Annotated in this window: 18 protein-coding genes; 13 read left to right on the top strand and 5 right to left on the bottom strand. The window is 73.0% G+C overall.

What is annotated here, in order from left to right; genetic code table 11:
• Positions 1–46 precede the first annotated feature (46 nt).
• Genes BGP79_RS12455 through BGP79_RS12430 form a run of 6 tightly spaced genes read left to right on the top strand, consistent with a single transcriptional unit; the run spans position 47 to position 5,447 of the window.
• A complete protein-coding gene (locus BGP79_RS12455; protein ID WP_076695948.1) occupies positions 47–1,156 on the top strand; it encodes a polyprenyl synthetase family protein in 1,110 nt (369 codons plus the stop codon).
• Positions 1,153–2,112 carry a squalene/phytoene synthase family protein gene (locus tag BGP79_RS16660; RefSeq protein ID WP_083701880.1) on the top strand — a complete coding sequence of 320 codons (960 nt, stop codon included), beginning with the start codon at positions 1,153–1,155 and terminating at the stop codon, positions 2,110–2,112. The genes BGP79_RS12455 and BGP79_RS16660 overlap by 4 nt, the downstream gene beginning before the upstream one ends.
• The gene (crtI, locus tag BGP79_RS16655; protein ID WP_083701879.1) at positions 2,109–3,788 is read left to right on the top strand and encodes a phytoene desaturase family protein; all 1,680 of its coding nucleotides are present in this window, start codon (positions 2,109–2,111) and stop codon (positions 3,786–3,788) included. Before BGP79_RS16660 ends, crtI begins: the two co-directional genes overlap by 4 nt.
• A complete protein-coding gene (locus BGP79_RS12440) occupies positions 3,788–4,186 on the top strand; it encodes a lycopene cyclase domain-containing protein (protein ID WP_076695946.1) in 399 nt (132 codons plus the stop codon). Before crtI ends, BGP79_RS12440 begins: the two co-directional genes overlap by 1 nt.
• Positions 4,183–4,575 carry a lycopene cyclase domain-containing protein gene (locus tag BGP79_RS12435; protein WP_076695944.1) on the top strand — a complete coding sequence of 131 codons (393 nt, stop codon included), beginning with the start codon at positions 4,183–4,185 and terminating at the stop codon, positions 4,573–4,575. The genes BGP79_RS12440 and BGP79_RS12435 overlap by 4 nt, the downstream gene beginning before the upstream one ends.
• On the top strand, positions 4,572–5,447 hold the full coding sequence (locus BGP79_RS12430) for a prenyltransferase (RefSeq protein ID WP_076695943.1): 876 nt from the start codon (positions 4,572–4,574) through the stop codon (positions 5,445–5,447). Before BGP79_RS12435 ends, BGP79_RS12430 begins: the two co-directional genes overlap by 4 nt.
• On the opposite strand, the gene BGP79_RS12425 is transcribed toward BGP79_RS12430, so the two are convergent.
• The gene (locus BGP79_RS12425; protein WP_233121472.1) at positions 5,422–5,988 is read right to left on the bottom strand and encodes a DUF6328 family protein; all 567 of its coding nucleotides are present in this window, start codon (positions 5,986–5,988) and stop codon (positions 5,422–5,424) included. The two genes, BGP79_RS12430 and BGP79_RS12425, sit on opposite strands and share 26 nt — an antisense overlap.
• Before the next feature lie 110 nt (positions 5,989–6,098).
• Here BGP79_RS12425 and BGP79_RS12420 point away from each other — a divergent pair, with 110 nt between their 5' ends.
• The 3 genes from BGP79_RS12420 (at position 6,099) to BGP79_RS12410 (ending at position 7,781) form a co-directional block, all read left to right on the top strand.
• Positions 6,099–6,425: a rhodanese-like domain-containing protein gene (locus BGP79_RS12420; RefSeq protein WP_198928476.1), complete on the top strand. Its 327-nt coding sequence runs from the start codon at positions 6,099–6,101 to the stop codon at positions 6,423–6,425.
• Between the two features lie 10 nt (positions 6,426–6,435).
• Positions 6,436–7,416 carry a prephenate dehydratase gene (gene pheA / locus BGP79_RS12415; RefSeq protein WP_076695939.1) on the top strand — a complete coding sequence of 327 codons (981 nt, stop codon included), beginning with the start codon at positions 6,436–6,438 and terminating at the stop codon, positions 7,414–7,416.
• 131 nt (positions 7,417–7,547) lie between these two features.
• Positions 7,548–7,781 (top strand): hypothetical protein, encoded by a 234-nt coding sequence (locus tag BGP79_RS12410; protein ID WP_076695937.1) that lies wholly within the window; start codon positions 7,548–7,550, stop codon positions 7,779–7,781.
• Between the two features lie 62 nt (positions 7,782–7,843).
• On the opposite strand, the gene BGP79_RS12405 is transcribed toward BGP79_RS12410, so the two are convergent.
• The 3 genes from BGP79_RS12405 to BGP79_RS12395 all read right to left on the bottom strand — a co-directional run bounded on the left by BGP79_RS12405 (position 7,844) and on the right by BGP79_RS12395 (position 10,683).
• Positions 7,844–8,935 (bottom strand): diacylglycerol kinase family protein, encoded by a 1,092-nt coding sequence (locus BGP79_RS12405; RefSeq protein ID WP_158067187.1) that lies wholly within the window; start codon positions 8,933–8,935, stop codon positions 7,844–7,846.
• Positions 8,936–9,074: 139 nt separating this feature from the next.
• Positions 9,075–9,977, bottom strand: a complete 903-nt coding sequence (locus BGP79_RS12400; RefSeq protein WP_076695935.1) for a bifunctional methylenetetrahydrofolate dehydrogenase/methenyltetrahydrofolate cyclohydrolase — start codon at positions 9,975–9,977, stop codon at positions 9,075–9,077.
• Between the two features lies 1 nt (position 9,978).
• Complete coding sequence (locus BGP79_RS12395) at positions 9,979–10,683, bottom strand: cyclodeaminase/cyclohydrolase family protein (RefSeq protein WP_158067185.1); 705 nt, start codon at positions 10,681–10,683, stop codon at positions 9,979–9,981.
• Positions 10,684–10,753: 70 nt separating this feature from the next.
• Between BGP79_RS12395 and serS the strand changes: the two genes are divergently transcribed.
• The 4 genes from serS to BGP79_RS12375 all read left to right on the top strand — a co-directional run bounded on the left by serS (position 10,754) and on the right by BGP79_RS12375 (position 15,108).
• Positions 10,754–12,034 (top strand): serine--tRNA ligase, encoded by a 1,281-nt coding sequence (gene serS / locus BGP79_RS12390; RefSeq protein ID WP_076695932.1) that lies wholly within the window; start codon positions 10,754–10,756, stop codon positions 12,032–12,034.
• 158 nt (positions 12,035–12,192) lie between these two features.
• Positions 12,193–13,101: an HAD family hydrolase gene (locus tag BGP79_RS12385; RefSeq protein WP_083701877.1), complete on the top strand. Its 909-nt coding sequence runs from the start codon at positions 12,193–12,195 to the stop codon at positions 13,099–13,101.
• Positions 13,102–13,266: 165 nt separating this feature from the next.
• Complete coding sequence (locus BGP79_RS12380) at positions 13,267–14,010, top strand: Mut7-C RNAse domain-containing protein (RefSeq protein ID WP_076695930.1); 744 nt, start codon at positions 13,267–13,269, stop codon at positions 14,008–14,010.
• 60 nt (positions 14,011–14,070) lie between these two features.
• On the top strand, positions 14,071–15,108 hold the full coding sequence (locus tag BGP79_RS12375; RefSeq protein ID WP_083701876.1) for a cation diffusion facilitator family transporter: 1,038 nt from the start codon (positions 14,071–14,073) through the stop codon (positions 15,106–15,108).
• Positions 15,109–15,159: 51 nt separating this feature from the next.
• On the opposite strand, the gene BGP79_RS12370 is transcribed toward BGP79_RS12375, so the two are convergent.
• A complete protein-coding gene (locus BGP79_RS12370; protein ID WP_076695926.1) occupies positions 15,160–15,771 on the bottom strand; it encodes a hypothetical protein in 612 nt (203 codons plus the stop codon).
• Between the last annotated feature and the right edge of the window lie 99 nt (positions 15,772–15,870).

The raw sequence follows: 15,870 nt of genomic DNA, 5'->3' as shown, positions 1-15,870 counted from the left end.
TAGATCGCCTTCTCGATATTCGAGAGACGTGAGGTTGAATGGGGTCATGACGGTGCTCACGGAATCGGGTGAGACGCAGTTCCTCGACGCGGTCGACTCCGCCCTGACCGGGTTCTTCGCTCGCGGCCGCGCCGGTACGGCCGGACTCCCGGCCACGGTGGGCGACCTCTGGGACGCGCTCGCCTCCTCGGCGTCCGGCGGCAAGCGGATCCGGCCCCGGCTGCTGCTCTCGGTCGTCGAGGGCTACACCGGCGACCGCTACGCCCGCGACCCCGCGGGCGACGTTCCCACGGCGGCGCGCTGGTCGCCGGAGGACCCGTCGGTGGTCACCGCGGCGGCGCTCGAGCTGCTGCACACGGCCCTGGTGACGCACGATGACGTCATCGACCACGACTTCGTCCGGCGCGGAAAGCCCAACGTCGCCGGCATCTACCGGCACCGGGCCGCCGACGAGGGCTTCGACGACGACGCCGCGGCCCAGCGTGGGCAGGCGGCCGCCATCATCGCCGGGGACGTGGCCCTCGCCGCCGCCTACCGGCTCGTCGCCTCCAGCGGCTCCCCGGGCACCCCGGCGCTGCTGGACCTGATGGACGCGGCCGTGCACTCCGCCGCCGCGGGCGAGCTGCTCGACGTCGAGCACTCCGGCCACCTGCGCATCCCGGCCGCGGAGGTGGTGCTGCAGACGGCGCTGCTGAAGACGGCCATCTACTCCTTCGACGTCCCCCTGCAGGCCGGTGCGGTCCTCGCGGGGGCGCCGATCGCGGACCGCGACCTGCTGTGCCGGGTGGGCCAGGACATCGGCACCGCCTACCAGCTGGTCGACGACCTGCTGGGGGTCTTCGGCGTCGAGTCCGCCACCGGCAAGACCATCACCGGGGACCTGACCGCCCTCAAGCACACGCTGCTGCTCTCCCACGCGTCCCGGCAGCCCGACTGGCCGGCCGTCTCGCCCCTGCTGCTCAGCCCCGACGGGCTCGCCGACGTGGCGGCCCTGCGCGCGCACCTGGACGGCAGTGGGTCCCGCGCCTACGTCGAGGCGGTGGCCCGCGACTACGCCGAGCGGGCACGCGCCGCCCTGACCGGGTCCGCCCTGCCGGCCGCTCTGCGCGCGGACCTCGAGGTGCTGATCGACGCCGCCGTGGACCGGGTCCGATGACCGCCCGCCCCACCGGCGACCGGCAACCGGCCCCACCCGCGCCCTACGCCGGTACACCGGTGTCCGCGTCCGACGCCGCCCTGCGCCGGGAGAGCTCCGCCCGCTACGACGACGTCGCGCAGCGGGCGGCCGCCGTCGTCATCGGCCGCTACTCCACCTCCTTCGGCGCCGCGAGCCGCCTGCTGACCCCGCCCCTGCGGCGGCACGTCCGCAACATCTACGCGCTGGTCCGGGTGGCCGACGAAGCGGTGGACGGGGTGGGCGCCGAGCACGGGCTCGACGACGCCGCCGTCCTCGCGGCCCTGGACGAGCTGCAGGCGCAGACGGAGGAGGCGCTGCGCACCGGGTACAGCGCCAACGTCGTCGTCCATGCCTTCGCCCTGACCGCCCGCCGCACCGGTATCGGGCCGGAACTGACCCGGCCCTTCTTCACCTCGATGCGCACCGACGCGCAGCGCTCCGAGCACGACGCGGGCAGCTTCGACGCCTACGTGTACGGGTCGGCCGAGGTGGTCGGCCAGATGTGCCTGCGGGCCTTCTTCGACGGTGCGCCGGTGGACGCCGCCGAACTCGCGTCGCTCGACGACGGGGCCCGCCGGCTCGGTGCCGCCTTCCAGAAGGTCAACTTCCTGCGCGACGTCGGCGCGGACGTGCAGACCCTCGGCCGCCGCTACTTCCCGGGCGTCGACCCCGCCCTGCTCAGCGAGACGGAGAAGCGGCGCCTGGTCGACGACATCGACGCGGACCTCGCCGCGGCCCGCGCGGTGATCGGACGGCTCCCGGCCGGCAGCCGGGCGGCGGTGCTCGCGGCGCACGACCTCTTCGCCGAGCTGAATGCGCGGCTGCGCCGCACCCCCGCCGCGGACCTGCTCACGACGCGCATCAGCGTGCCGTCCCGCCGGAAGGCGCTCATCGTCGCCAGCGCCGTGGTCAGTGCCCGCCGGGGTCCCGCATGACGGTCACGGATCCGCGCGTGCGGGCCGACTCCACGACCGCCGCGAGCGCCGGGCCCGACGCCGGCACGCCGCGCCGCGTCGCCGTCATCGGTGGCGGCATCAGTGGCCTCGCCACCGCCGGCATGCTCGCCCGGCTCGGGCACGAGGTCACCGTGCTCGAACAGCAGGAGACCGTCGGAGGGCGCGCCGGTCGCTGGTCCGCGGACGGCTTCCGGTTCGACACGGGACCGTCCTGGTACCTGATGCCCGAGGTGTTCGACCACTGGTTCGCGCTGATGGGCTCCTCCGCCGCGGCCGAGCTGGAGCTCGAACGGCTCGACCCCGGCTACCGGGTGTACTTCCGGGACGGCGGTCCGCCCGCGGACGTGCCCGCCGGCCGGGAGAAGGCGATGGCGCTGTTCGAGTCCTACGAACCCGGCGCAGGAGCGCGGCTGGCCCGTTACCTGGACTCCGCCGCCGATGCCTACCGACTGGCCCTGGCCCACTTCCTCTACACCTCGTACCAGAGCTTCGCGCCCCTGCTGACCCGCGAGGTGATCACCGGGCTGCCGCGGCTGGCCCGCCTGCTCACCGAGTCGCTGCAGCACCGGGCCGCCCGCACCGTGAAGGACCGGCGGCTGCGCCAGCTGCTCGGTTACCCGGCGGTCTTCCTCGCCTCGGCGCCGGACCGGACGCCGAGCCTGTACCACCTGCTCTCCCACCTCGACATGCAGGACGGGGTCTTCTACCCGCGCGGCGGGTTCGGTGCGCTGATCGACGCCGTCGACCGGTTGACCCGACAGGCGGGCGCCCGGATCCTCACCGGGGCCGCCGTCACCGCCATCACCACCGAGCGCGTGCCCGGACGCGCGGGTGTCCGGGGGCAGACCCGGGCCACGGGCGTGCAGTACCGGACGGCGGACGGCGCGGAGCACCACCTCGCGGCCGACGCGGTGATCAGCGCCGCGGACCTGCACCACACCGAGACCGAGCTGCTGCCCCGCGAGCTGCAGACCCTGCCCGACCGGTTCTGGCGGCGCCGGCTGCCCGGGCCCGGCGCCATCCTGCTGCTGCTCGGGGTGCGCGGGGAGCTGCCGCAGCTGGCCCATCACACGCTCGTGTTCACCGAGGACTGGGACGCGAACTTCAGTGCCATCTTCGGCCGCGACAGGCACGTCCCCGAACCCGCGTCGATGTACGTCTCGCGGACCTCCGCGACGGACCCCGACGCGGCCCCGCCCGGGCACGAGAACCTGTTCGTCCTCGTTCCCGTGCCGGCGGATCCGGGTCTCGGCCGCGGCGGCGTCGACGGGGCCGGCGATCCCGGCCTCGAGGCCGCGGCGGACCGGCTCATCGCCCAGCTGGCCGCCGACCTGGACGTGCCCGACCTCGCGGACCGGATCGTCGCGCGGCGCGTGATCGGGCCCGGTGACTTCGCCGCGGACCTGAACGCCTGGAGCGGCACGTCACTGGGTCCGGCCCACACGCTGCGGCAGAGCGCGTTCCTGCGGGGCCCGGTCGTCAGCTCGAAGGTGGCCGGCCTGTCCTACTGCGGCTCGAGCACCCAGCCCGGCGTCGGCCTGCCGATGTGCCTGATCAGCGCCGAGAACCTGGTCAAGCGGCTGCACGGTGACGTGTCGACGGCGCCGCTGCGGGAGCCGCTGGGGCCCGAGTCGTTCCGGGTCCGGCGCCGGTGATGGGACTGGTGTACGCCGGTTGCCTGGTGGCCGGCCTGGCCGCCATGGCCGCGGTGGACGCCCGCTGGCGGCTTTTCGTCTTCTCCGGGCAGCCGGTCCGGGCCGTGCTCACCCTGGCCGTGGGGGTCGCCTTCTTCATCCTGTGGGACGTCGCCGGCATCGGGCTCGGCGTGTTCTTCCGCGGCGGCGGTCCGTACCTGAGCGGGCTCCTGCTCGGGCCCGAGTTCCCCGTCGAGGAGCTGCTGTTCCTGACCTTCCTGTGCTGGCTGACGATGGACCTCTGGGTGCTCGGCACCCGGCTCCTCGCCACGGGACGGCCCGGCCCGCGCCGCCGGGTGGTCCAGACGAAGGGGGCCGAGGACACGGTGGCCGGGGACCGGGTGGTGGGGGACCGATGACCTACACCGCACTGAACATCGTGTTCCTGCTGGTCGCGGGCGCGTTCGCGCTGGTCGCGCACCGGATCGCGAGCCGGCGCCGGCACGAGAACCAGCACGAGCACGACGGCGACGGCGCCCGGTCCGGTCGCGTCCGCCGACCGCGGTTGGTGGCCGGTCTCGCGACACTCGCCGTGATGCTGGTGCTGACCGTCGTGTTCGATTCGGTGATCGTCGGCGTCGGTCTCGTGGCCTACGACCCGGCACGGATCAGCGGGGTGTACGTCGGCCGCGCCCCCGTGGAGGACCTGGCCTACACCGTCGGGGCCGTGCTCGTGCTGCCGGCCCTTTGGCGGCTGCTCGGCACGCGGTCGGGACGCCGCGGACGGACGCCGGGGCGGGACCGGTGAGCGCCGTCGCCACGCTGCCCCGCCGGCTGTTCGCCTCGTCCCGGCCGGTCTCCTGGGTCAACACCGCCTACCCGTTCGCGGCCGCGTACGTGCTGACGGCCGGGCGGATCGACGTCACCGCCGTGGTCGGCACCCTGTTCTTCCTGATCCCCTACAACCTGGCGATGTACGGGATCAACGACGTCTTCGACTACGAGAGCGACCTGCGCAACCCGCGCAAGGGCGGCGTCGAGGGCGCGGTGCTGGACCCGTCCGTGCACCGCGCCACCCTGTGGGCGGCCGTGCTGCTGTGCCTGCCGTTCGTGATCTATCTGTACGCGGTGTGCGGCCCGGTGGCGGCGCTGGTGCTGACGGTGAGCCTGTTCGCGGTCGTCGCCTACAGCGCGCCCGGTCTCCGGTTCAAGGAACGGGCGTTCGTCGACTCCCTGACCTCCAGCACGCACTTCGTCTCGCCGGCGGTGTTCGGTCTGACCGTCGCGCACGCGACCTGGACGCCGGCGCTGGTGGCCCTGGTGGCGGCGTTCTTCTGCTGGGGCGTGGCCAGCCAGGCGTTCGGCGCGGTGCAGGACATCGGGCCGGACCGCGAAGCGGGTCTGGGCTCCGTCGCCACGGTGATCGGGGCGCGGCCGACGGTGTGGTTCGCCGCGGCCGTCTACGCGCTCGCCGGCGTCCTGCTGCTGTTCACGGCGCCTCCCGGGCCCCTCGCGGCGCTGCTGGCCGTGCCGTACATCGCCAACGTGCTGCGGTTCCGGTCGGTCACGGACACGACGGCGGAGCGCACCAACGCCGGCTGGCACACGTTCCTGTGGCTGAACTACGTGACCGGCTTCCTCGTCACGATGCTCCTCATCTGGTGGGCGATGACCCGCTGAGGTCGTCATCGACCGGCCCGCCGGACCCCGTGCCACCGTCGCGGCGCGCCCAGCGGCCGACCAGCAGCGGGTAGACCAGCAGGATCAGTACCAGCAGGACGGCGAGCACACTGCCCGCGGCCCAGCCGGCTCCGGGGCCGATCACCACGTGCACGATGAACGTCAGGCAGCCGGTCAGCATCAACGCGATCGCGCCGACCATGATCTTGATCAGGGTGTCGCCGTTGCTCACCAGCAGCGGCTTGTGGTGGTGGCGGAACAGCATCCGGTGCAGGCTCACGGGCGCCAGCATCACCGCCGTGGTCAGGCACGCGAGCACCACGAGACCGAGGTAGAGGGCGAGCCCCGCGTCGTCCAGCTGGGTGAAGCGCTGCTGGAACGGCAGGGTCAGCAGGAAGCCGGTGATGATCTGGACGCCGATCTGCATCACCCGGATCTCCTGGAGCAGCTCGTTCCAGTTCCGGTCCGCCCGCTGCTCGGGGGTCTCCTCACGTCCCGGGTCACCCGCGGTCGTGGGCTCACTGCCGGGCAGGTGGGACACGGGTGCTCCTGGGAGTTGGACGAGGACGACGCCCCCATTCTCGCAAGCGTGCGCCCGTCATGATGCCGGCGCCCCGCCGGGCGATCACCGGGGTGGACTAGGCTGAAATCGTGGATTCCCTGCCGAGCGTCACGGTCGACGCGATCACCGACACCACCACCGTCCTGGACGTGCGGGAGGACGACGAGTGGGAGGCCGGGCACATCGCGAACGCCCAGCACATCCCCCTCGGCGACGTCATGTCCCGCTACGGGGAGCTGCCCGCCGACGAGGAGATCCACGTGATCTGCCGCACCGGCGGCCGGTCGGCCCGGGTCACCGCCTGGCTGAACCAGAACGGGTACGACGCCGTCAACGTCTCCGGCGGCATGGGTGCCTGGATGGACGCCGAGCGCGACATGGTCTCCGAGACCGGCGCCGCTCCCTACGTCAAGTGAGCGACGCCGCGTGAGCCCCGACGGATCGAGCGGGGAGAGCTACGCCTACCTCGGCCCCGAGCTGACGTTCACCGAGTCGGCCCTGCTCACCGTTCCCGGCGCCGCCGCGGCCCGCCGGGTGCCCGCCACCAGCGTCAACGCGGCCCTGCAGCTCGTGCTCGACGGCGAGGTCGGGGCGGCCATGGTGCCGATCGAGAACTCCGTCGAGGGCGGTGTCACGGCCACCCTGGACGCCATCGCCGTGAGCGACGACCTGCGCATCCTCCGCGAGGTCGTCGTCCCTGTCCGGTTCAACCTCCTGGCCCGGCCCGGCACCCGGCTCGAGGACGTGCACGTGGTCGCGACCCACAGCCACGCGATGGCCCAGTGCCGCGGCTGGGTGGACGGGCACCTGCCGGACGCCGAGTACCTGCCCTCGAGTTCGACGGCGGCCGCCGGCGTCGCCCTCACCGGTCCGGGGCCCTGGCCGTGGGACGCCGCGATCTGCGCACCCGTCGTCGGGGAGCGGCACGACCTGGCCGTCCTCGCCGAGGACATCGGCGACCGGTCCGGCGCCGTCACCCGGTTCGTCCTCGTCAGCCGCCCGCGGCCCCTGCCGCCGCGCACCGGCTCGGACAAGACCACGATCGTCGTCCCGCTGCCGGACGATCACCCCGGCGCCCTGATGGAGATCCTCGGCCAGTTCTCTGCGCGCGGCGTCAACCTCTCCCGCATCGAGTCGCGGCCCACGGGCGCCTACCTCGGCGACTACTTCTTCAGCATCGACGCCGAGGGCCACCTCGAGGACGCGCGCGTGGCCGACGCGCTCGCCGGTCTGCACCGGATCAGCCCCGCGACCCGGTTCCTCGGCTCCTACCCGCGGGCCGACGACGGGATCCCCACCGTGCCGCGGCACCATCGCGACCAGGCGTTCGAGGACGCCGACCGCTGGATCCGGTCCCTCACGGGCCGGCCGGGGGACGACGCGTCGGCCGGCGATCCCGGCCGGTGATCCGCGCCGGATTGAGCGGCCGGGTGGTCACCGCTTAGGCTGAACGATCTGCGCCGCACCCGGCTCCGTCGGGGGACGGCGCCACCGTGACACCGACAGCGGCGCGAGGCCGCGAGAAGGAGCGCATCATCGTGAACGAGATTCCCGACCGGTCCGACGACGGCGAGATCGTCAACCCCGAGCTCCAGTACGAGCCCAACGCCTCCGGCACGGACGACGACATCGCCCGTGACGAGGCCGACGAGGCGAACGACATGCGTTTCGCCGAGGAGACCGAGGCCATCGCGCGCCAGTCCCGCGGCGACGACGAGCTCCAGATCTCGCAGGGTGAGAAGGACGTCGAGAAGGACTTCAACCAGTCCTGACGCGACCGGCGGCGGCCGTCACCGGTCGCCGCCGCACCCGCACGGTCCTGCCGCGCTCGCCGTCAGGCGGGATTGCTGAGCTGCTTGTCCATCTTCGGCGCCAGCACCCGCACGGTCAGCGCCCCCGGATTGACGGTGACCCGCATGGCCACGGCGTCCCCGGTCTCGTCGCCGTCCACCTGCGTCATCAGCGCGTGTTCCGTGCTGATCTGCGCCTCCCGGGTGTCGTAGTACCGGATCGCCGGCAGTGAGCGGCGGTGCTTGAACACCACCTTGCCGAGCACGGCGACCCACTCGATCATGTTCCGCGGCGCCATGATGACGACGTTGAGCGTGCCGTCGTCGATCACGGCGTCGGGGATGAAGTCGATACCCCCGGGCAGCAGGCCGCAGTTGGCGACCAGGACGCTGCGCATCCGGAACCGCTTGCGGCCGCGCTCGTCCAGGTCCATCTCCACGGGGTGGCGGTGGCCCACGAGCTTGCGCACCCCCGCCTCGCCGTAGGCGAGCCAGCTGATCTTGGACTTCAGGTCGTCACGGGTCTCGGCGATCACCTCGGCGTCGAACCCGATGCCGGCCATCACGAGGCCGGTGTGCTCGTCGACCGAACCGTCCTGGCGCTCGAACCGCACCGTCGACGTGTCGATTGCCCGGTGCACCCCGAAGATCGCCGCCTCGATGTTGCCGACGAGGTCGTCGGGGTCGATGTCCAGGTTGCGGGCGAGCAGGTTGCCGGTGCCGAGCGGCACGATGCCCATGGGCACGTCGGTACCGGCGAGCACGTGAGCGACCATCCGGATGGTGCCGTCCCCGCCGCCGGCGAGCACGACGTCGGGGTCGTGCTCGAGCGCGTCGCGGGTCATCTGCACGCCCGCGTCGTCCTCGCTCGTCTCGAAGAACCGGGGCTCCTCCCAGCCCTGCTCGCGGCAGAGCGCGGAGATGCGCGTGCGAGCCTCGTCGGCGTTGCCCTTGATCGGGTTGATGACGACGGTGATCCGCTGCGGACCCTCGTGGGCGGGGCTCGTCTCGCCGCCCACGGCGGAGCGGGAGTGGCGCGATCGCATCGCCTGGACGGTGGGCAGGTTCGTCACCCGGGAGCTGCCGGTCAGGGTCGCGACGGCGCGGGCGATGAACGGCACTCGGGTCTCGGTCATGCGCCCCATGCTATCGGCGCCGGCCGATCCCGCCCGGCGCGGGACACCGCGTCGGACGAGACGAGGAAGGGCGCCCGACGACGTCGCCGTGGGAGCTGCCGGACGGAGCGCCGAGACCGGGCGCTGACGGGGCCGCTGACTACTGGACGCTGCGGTGCAGCCGGAGGGCGTTGCGCATGGCCATCGCGACCGTCATCGGCCCGACGCGGGGGATGAACGCGCCGGCGGTGTCGGTGATGTCCTCGGTGAAGTTGCGGAACTCGGCGAAGTTGGCGCAGATCGCCCCGGGCTTGATCTCGTCCGGACCGATCAGGTCGAAGCTGCGGGACGGCACGCCGGTGACGACGACGTCGGCCCGGGCGAGGGCCTCCTGCCGGGTGATCGACGTCGGCTGGATGACGTGGGACTGCCGGCCGATGGCCGGCGCGAAGAGGAGGGCTCCGTCGATGTCGATGGAGATGACCTCGGCCCCGTCGTTGGCGAGCATCGCCGAGAGCGGGCGGCCGACGATCTCGGAGCGGTTGATCACGCACGCGGTCAGGCCCTGCAGCGGCGCGTCGGTGCCGTTCCCGGTCAGCCCGGCCCGCAACAGGAGCTTGAGCAGGGCCAGCGGCGTGCACGGCAGGATCGCCGGCGTCGTGCGGCCCTCGTCGAGGTAGCGGCGGTTCTCGTAGAGATACCGGCTCCAGAAGGAGTGCATGCCCTCGACGTCCTTGCGCGGGTCGACGAGCTCGCGCAGCCAACGGTCCCCCTCGGGCCCGTGCAGGGGGTAGTAGAGGAAGATGCCGTGCACGTCCGGGTCGGCGTTCGCCTCACCGATCGCCCGCTCGGCGTCGGCCGACTCCACGTGCCGCAGGTCGAACTCGATGCCCACGGACTCGCAGCCGAGCTGCGTGTAGCGCGCGTAGGTGGCGGCGGGGCCGGACTCCTGCGCCAGCAGCCCCACGATCCGCAGTGGGTGGTCCAGCTCGTCCAGCTCGGCGCGGATCCGTGCCCGGTAGTCCGCTGCCAGTTCGGTCGGGTCGATGAGCGTCGCGGTCACGTCAGTCCTCCTGCGGGTGGGAGAGCGCGGGCCGCAGCCGGCGGTGGGCGGTCTCGAGTCGCTCCAGCGCCGCGTCGCGCCGGGACGTGAACGCCGCGCGGGGCTCGGCGTCCAGGGAGGGGAAGTTGATCTCGACGGTGTGCAGGGCGGCGTGGAACGACCCGGCCAGGATGTCCGCGCCGGCGAGGACGTCGCTGCGGACGTGGTCGTCGACCCGGTCCACGACCGTCCCGGCGAACTCGACGGCCTCGGTGATCGCCTCGGCCAGCGCCAGCGGCACCTCGGTCGCGGCGCCGCTCGCGTCGGCCACCGCGCGATCGCGGTCCTGACCGCCGGCGTCCTGGCCGGCCGCGTCCTCGCGGGGGAGCCGGTAGGCGCGCATCAGGTTCTCGAAGGCGACGACGTCGGCGGCGGCCGCCTCGGCCAGGGTGTCGGCGAGGTCGTCCCCGCGCCGGGCGTCGTCGTCCCAGGCGTGCTTCGCCGCGGCGGCGTCGTCCCCGCTCTCGCGGGCGGCCTTGCGGGCGGTGATGGCCACGGCCATCTGGATCAGACTCGCGCCGAGCGTGGCCGTCACGGAGGAGACGGATCCACCGCCCGGTGTCGGGCCGGCACCGGCGGTACGGCGCCGGAACTCGGCCAGCGGGAGCGACCACAGGTCCTCGTGGTCGGCGGAGGAGGGGGCGGGGGCAGCGTCATGGTCGGCCATCGACACCATCGTAGGGTGCGGGCCCGCCGCCGGGTCCGTCCGGCGCAGACGTGACCCGTAGGATTGGCCCGTGATCGATCTGAACGAACTCCGCGAGGACCCAGACCGTTTCGTCACGTCGCAGCGCGCTCGGGGGGCCGACGCGTCTCTCGTGGCACGCATGCTCGAGGCCGACAGTTCCCGCCGGACGGCGATCACCTCGTACGAGTCCCTGCGGGCCGAGCAGAACGCCTACGGCAAGAAGGTGGCCAAGGCCTCCGGCGACGAGAAGGCGCAGCTGCTCACGCAGGTCAAGGAGCTCGCGGGCCGGGTCAAGACCGCGCAGGCCGACGCGGACGCCGCGCAGGCCGAGCTGGACGGCCTCGCCCGCACCATGCCGAACGTCGTCATCGACGGCGTGCCCGCGGGCGGCGAGGACGACTTCACCGTGCTGCGCGAGGTCGGTGACAAGCGCGACTTCGCGGCCGAGGGCTTCGAGCCGCAGGACCACCTCGCCCTCGGCGAGCCGCTCGGGATCGACATGGAGCGGGGCGCGAAGGTCTCCGGTTCCCGGTTCTTCTTCCTCAAGGGCGCCATGGCGCGCCTCGAGCTCGGCCTGCTGTCCATGGCCATGGACCAGGCCGCCGCGGCGGGCTTCATCCCGATGATCACGCCGACGCTGGTGCGCCGCGAGACGATGGCCGGCACCGGCTTCGACGTCCAGCACGACGACGAGATCTACCAGCTGCCCAAGGACGATCTCTACCTGGTGGGCACCTCCGAGGTGGCGATCGCCGGTTACCACGCCGACGAGATCGTCGACCTGAGCGACGGCCCGATCCGGTACGCCGGCTGGTCCTCCTGCTACCGGCGTGAGGCCGGCTCGCACGGCAAGGACACTCGCGGCATCATCCGCGTCCACCAGTTCAACAAGGTGGAGATGTTCACCTACACGACGGTGGAGGAGTCCTACGCCGAGCACGAGCGGCTGCTGGCGTGGGAGGAGGAGATGCTCGGCAAGTGCGAGCTCGCCTACCGCGTCATCGACATTGCCGCCGGAGACCTCGGCACGTCCGCCGCCCGCAAGTTCGACTGCGAGGCGTGGGTGCCGAGCCAGAACCGGTACCGCGAGCTCACCTCGACGTCCAACTGCACGACCTTCCAGGCCCGCCGCCTGAACATCCGGGAGCGGGTCACCGCCGCCGACGGCAGCAAGGCCGGCACCCGGATGGTCGCGACCCTGAACGGCACGCTGGCCACCACCCGGTGGATGGTGGCGATCCTCGAGCAGCACCAGCAGGCCGACGGCTCGATCCGGGTGCCCGAGGCGCTGCGGCCGTACGTCGGCGGTGTGGCCGAGCTGCGCCCGTAGGCTCGCGCGTCGCCGTCCGGCGGCGCTTCCCGGCGGCCGTTCCCGGCCGCTGTCCGGCCGCTGTCCGGCCGCTGGCCGCGCGAGTGTTCACCCGGCCTTCATCCGGGTGAGGCCGTCGCGTCCGGCGGACGGTCAGGGGTGCGTGGCAGGATCGGATCATGACCACGAGCATCACGACCGGCACCGAGGACCGGTCCTCCCAGAATCTGACCACCACCTCCGTTCTGGCTGTCCCTGAGCCGGCTGGGGCACGTCGTCCCGAGCGGGCTGCCGCGCAGCGGCGCCTCGTCGCGCTCGACGTCGACGGCACCCTGCTCGACCACGACGGGCACATGAGCGACGCCGTGCGCGAGGCGGCCGGTGCCACCGTCGCGGCCGGCCACCACGTCGTCATCGCCACCGGGCGCTCGCTGCACGCGACGCTGCCGGTGATCGCCCGGATCGGCCTGGAACGCGGCTACGCCGTCTGCAGCAACGGCGGCGTCACCGTGCGCATCGACCCGGACCTGCCCGAGGGCCACGAGGTCGTCGAGCGGGTCACCTTCGACCCGGCGCCGGCGCTGAACGCACTGCGGGCCATCCTGCCGAACGCCACCTACGCCCTCGAGGACGACATCGGCCGCTTCCTCTCCACCGAGCGATTCCAGGACGCCAGCTTCGGCGTCGAGGCCGAGGGGGTGGATTTCGGCCGGCTGCTCGACGCGACGGCCGTCCGCCTCGTCGTCTACAGCGCGGACTCGACCTCCGACGACTTCTCCGCCGCCATCGAGCGGGCCGGCCTGCACGGCGTCGCCTACTCCGTGGGCTGGACGGCGTGGTTGGACATCGCCGCGCAGGGCACCACGAAGGCCAGTGCGCTCGAGCAGGTGCGCCGCCGGCTCGACGTGGACCCGTCCCTGACCATGGCGATGGGCGACGGCCGCAACGACATCGAGATGCTCGGCTGGGCCGGGCACGGCGTCGCCATGGGGCAGGCGCCCGCGGAGGTCGCCGCCGCGGCGGACGCGATCACCGGCAGCGTCCACGAGGACGGCGCCGCCGTCGCGCTGCGCACCCTGCTCGGCTGAGGAGGCACCGGCTCGGCGTCGCTGCCGTTCCGGGCGCCGGGTCTTCTTGCCGGGCTTTCTCGCGTCGAGTGTGCGGCTGATGCTCTCATCGGACGCGAATGGCGACATCGTCCGCACACTCGGCGCAGCAGCCGGGCCGTCCCGTGCCGGTGGCCATACTGGGACATGGCCAGTTGCCTCGTCCGCCTCGACCCGGCGCTGCGCGGCTTCCTCCGCCCCGCGCTGCGCGGCGAACCGGTGACCGTTCCGCTCGATGGTCTCGTGCCCGTCATGGACCGCATCCAGGCGCTCGGCGTTCCGCACACGGAGGTCGGCCGGATCGAGGTCGCCGCTGCGGGCCGGACGGCAGTGGCGGTGTCGCCGGATCATCGTCTCGCCGACGGTGAGGCGGTCGACGTGCATCCGGTGGCCGTTCCCCAGGCGTGGCCGGAGGCGGCCGAGGACGCGCCCGGCTTCGTGCTCGACGGCCACCTCGGCCGGCTGGCCGGCTACCTGCGGCTGCTCGGCTTCGACGTCGAGCACGCCACGAACGCCGAGGACGGCGATCTCGCCGCCGTGGCCGCCGCCGGAACCCGCGTCCTGCTCAGCCGCGACGTCGGTCTGCTCAAGCGCTCCGCCGTCCGGCACGGGGCCTTCGTGTACGCGACCGACCCGCTCGCCCAGCTCCGAGAGATCCACGACCGGTTCGGGCTCGACGGGCACGCCCGTCCGCTGACCCGGTGCCGGGTGTGCAACAGCGCGTTGCTGGACGGCGCCGGGGCCGGTCGGGCGGGCGACGTGCCGGCGGACGTGGTCGCCCGGGGGCTGCCACTGCATCATTGCCCGCACTGCGGACGCTCGTACTGGCCGGGTGGGCACCGGGACCGGCTGCGCGCCCGGTTCGCTGCGGCCGGCATCACGCTCGGCTGACCACGCGAGCGAGATCATCAGCATGCTTCCGGTCCCGGTGATCCGGCCTAGACTGCCAGCATGTCGGATACTCGCGCAGGACGACCAGCACCGCCGGCGGCGTCGACGGAGCGTCCGGACGGACGATCCCCGGGCGACGGCGATCGCGGCCACGAGAAGCACGGCGGCTCGATGTTCACCGTGCTCGTCGCCTTCGCCGCGAACGTCCTCATCGCCGTCGCGAAGTCGGTCGCTGCCGTGATGACCGGCTCGGCGGCCATGGTCGCCGAGGCCGCGCACTCCTGGGCGGACTCCGGCAACGAGGTGTTCCTCCTGATCGCCGAGCGCAAGGCCGGTCGGAAGCCCGACGACTCCCACCCGCTCGGCTACGGGCGCGACGCCTACGTGTGGTCGATGTTCGCGGCGTTCGGCCTGTTCAGCGCCGGCGCGGTCGTCTCCATCTGGCACGGCATCCAGTCCCTGAGCGAGGAGGGCGACCAGACCGATCCGCTGGTCGCCTACATCGTCCTCGCCATCGCGTTCGTGCTCGAGGGAACCTCGTTCTTCCAGGCGACGCGCCAGACCCGCGGCCAGGCGGCCAGCCTCGGGCTGCACCCGCTGCGGTTCATCACCCGCACCTCGGATCCCACGCTGCGGGCGGTGTTCATCGAGGACGGAGGTGCCCTGATCGGCATCGTCATCGCCGTCGCCGGGATCGGACTGCACCAGGTCACCGGATCCGCGGTCTACGACGCGCTCGGCTCGATCGCCGTCGGCATCGTCCTCGCGGTGATGGCGATCTTCCTGATCGCCCGCAATCGCGAGTTCCTGGTGGGCCAGACGCTGGCCGGTCCGCAGCGCGATGCCGTGCTGCGCGCCCTGCTGGACGACGACGAGGTCGAGCGCGTCACCTACCTGCACCTCGAGTTCGTCGGCCCGGGCCGGATCTTCCTCGTGGCCGCCGTGGACCTGGCCGGGGACCGCACGGAGTCGGAGGTCGCGGAGCGCCTGCGCGCCGTCGAGGCCCGGGTGGAACAGCACGACCGGATCACGGAGGCCGTGCTGACCCTGGCCACCCGGGCCGAACCGTCGCTGACCCTGGAGTCGCCGGTGTCGTGATCCCCTGACGCCAAGCCGGATCACGACGGCAGCGGCCGAGCCCACGCCGTCTCAGGCGGAGAGCACGCGCTGTCGATCGAGGAGGCCGAGCAGGCGGGCGGCGGCGGGCCGGGCGGCCCACTCCTGCGGCAGCAGGGAGCGCTGTACGGCCTGGGAGACCGCCTGCACGGTGATGCCGAGCTCGGCCGCGATCACCTTCTGCTGCCCGCGCACGCCGGGCGTCATCAGGTCCACGACGCGCCACTCGGCCGTCGTGCGGACCGCCACGATGCGGCCGATCAGGCGCAGCACGCCCTCCGCCTCCGCCGCCAGCTTCTCGTCGAGACCCTCGACCGAGAGGGCGACCCGGTCCGTGACGGCCAGGGACCGTTCGGCCGCGTTGCGCGAGTGAACCATGGCGGGGCCGGCGGCGTCGAGGACGTGGTCCGAGGTCAGATCGTCGACCCGGCCGACGCCGATGCCGACCGACCAGTGGCCGCCCCGCAGACCGACCAGGGCGGCGTCGACGGCGACGGCGGGGTCGTCGACGATGCCCTGCACCTCGTCGGCCACCGATCGTTGGAACGGCACGAGCACGGGGTGGAACCGCAGCCGCGTCATCAGGTCCGGGACGAGGTCACCTGCCTCACGTCCAGCACGCTGGTCGAAGGTGAGGGCGAACACGGATCCAGTATGCCGGGCGGCGGGCGGCACGACGCCGAGGCCCGGTCCCACGACACGCCGTCGTCGACCGGGACCGGGCGCCATGTCCCTCGGCGCTCG

It is taken from the genome of Tersicoccus sp. Bi-70 (assembly GCF_001968825.1).
Taxonomy (GTDB): domain Bacteria; phylum Actinomycetota; class Actinomycetes; order Actinomycetales; family Micrococcaceae; genus Tersicoccus.
The sequence above is the reverse complement of the archived record's forward strand: the minus strand, read 5'-3'. Positions and strand labels throughout refer to the sequence as shown.

What these genes read in the sequence shown, in the direction of transcription:
- BGP79_RS12455 (WP_076695948.1), top strand. Translation starts at nt 47, where the DNA reads ATGACGGTGCTCACGGAATCGGGTGAGACGCAGTTCCTCGACGCGGTC.
- BGP79_RS16660 (WP_083701880.1), top strand. Translation starts at nt 1,153, where the DNA reads ATGACCGCCCGCCCCACCGGCGACCGGCAACCGGCCCCACCCGCGCCC.
- crtI (WP_083701879.1), top strand. Translation starts at nt 2,109, where the DNA reads ATGACGGTCACGGATCCGCGCGTGCGGGCCGACTCCACGACCGCCGCG.
- BGP79_RS12440 (WP_076695946.1), top strand. Translation starts at nt 3,788, where the DNA reads ATGGGACTGGTGTACGCCGGTTGCCTGGTGGCCGGCCTGGCCGCCATG.
- BGP79_RS12435 (WP_076695944.1), top strand. Translation starts at nt 4,183, where the DNA reads ATGACCTACACCGCACTGAACATCGTGTTCCTGCTGGTCGCGGGCGCG.
- BGP79_RS12405 (WP_158067187.1), bottom strand. Translation starts at nt 8,935, where the DNA reads ATGACCGAGACCCGAGTGCCGTTCATCGCCCGCGCCGTCGCGACCCTG.
- BGP79_RS12395 (WP_158067185.1), bottom strand. Translation starts at nt 10,683, where the DNA reads ATGGCCGACCATGACGCTGCCCCCGCCCCCTCCTCCGCCGACCACGAG.
- BGP79_RS12385 (WP_083701877.1), top strand. Translation starts at nt 12,193, where the DNA reads ATGACCACGAGCATCACGACCGGCACCGAGGACCGGTCCTCCCAGAAT.
- BGP79_RS12380 (WP_076695930.1), top strand. Translation starts at nt 13,267, where the DNA reads ATGGCCAGTTGCCTCGTCCGCCTCGACCCGGCGCTGCGCGGCTTCCTC.
- BGP79_RS12375 (WP_083701876.1), top strand. Translation starts at nt 14,071, where the DNA reads ATGTCGGATACTCGCGCAGGACGACCAGCACCGCCGGCGGCGTCGACG.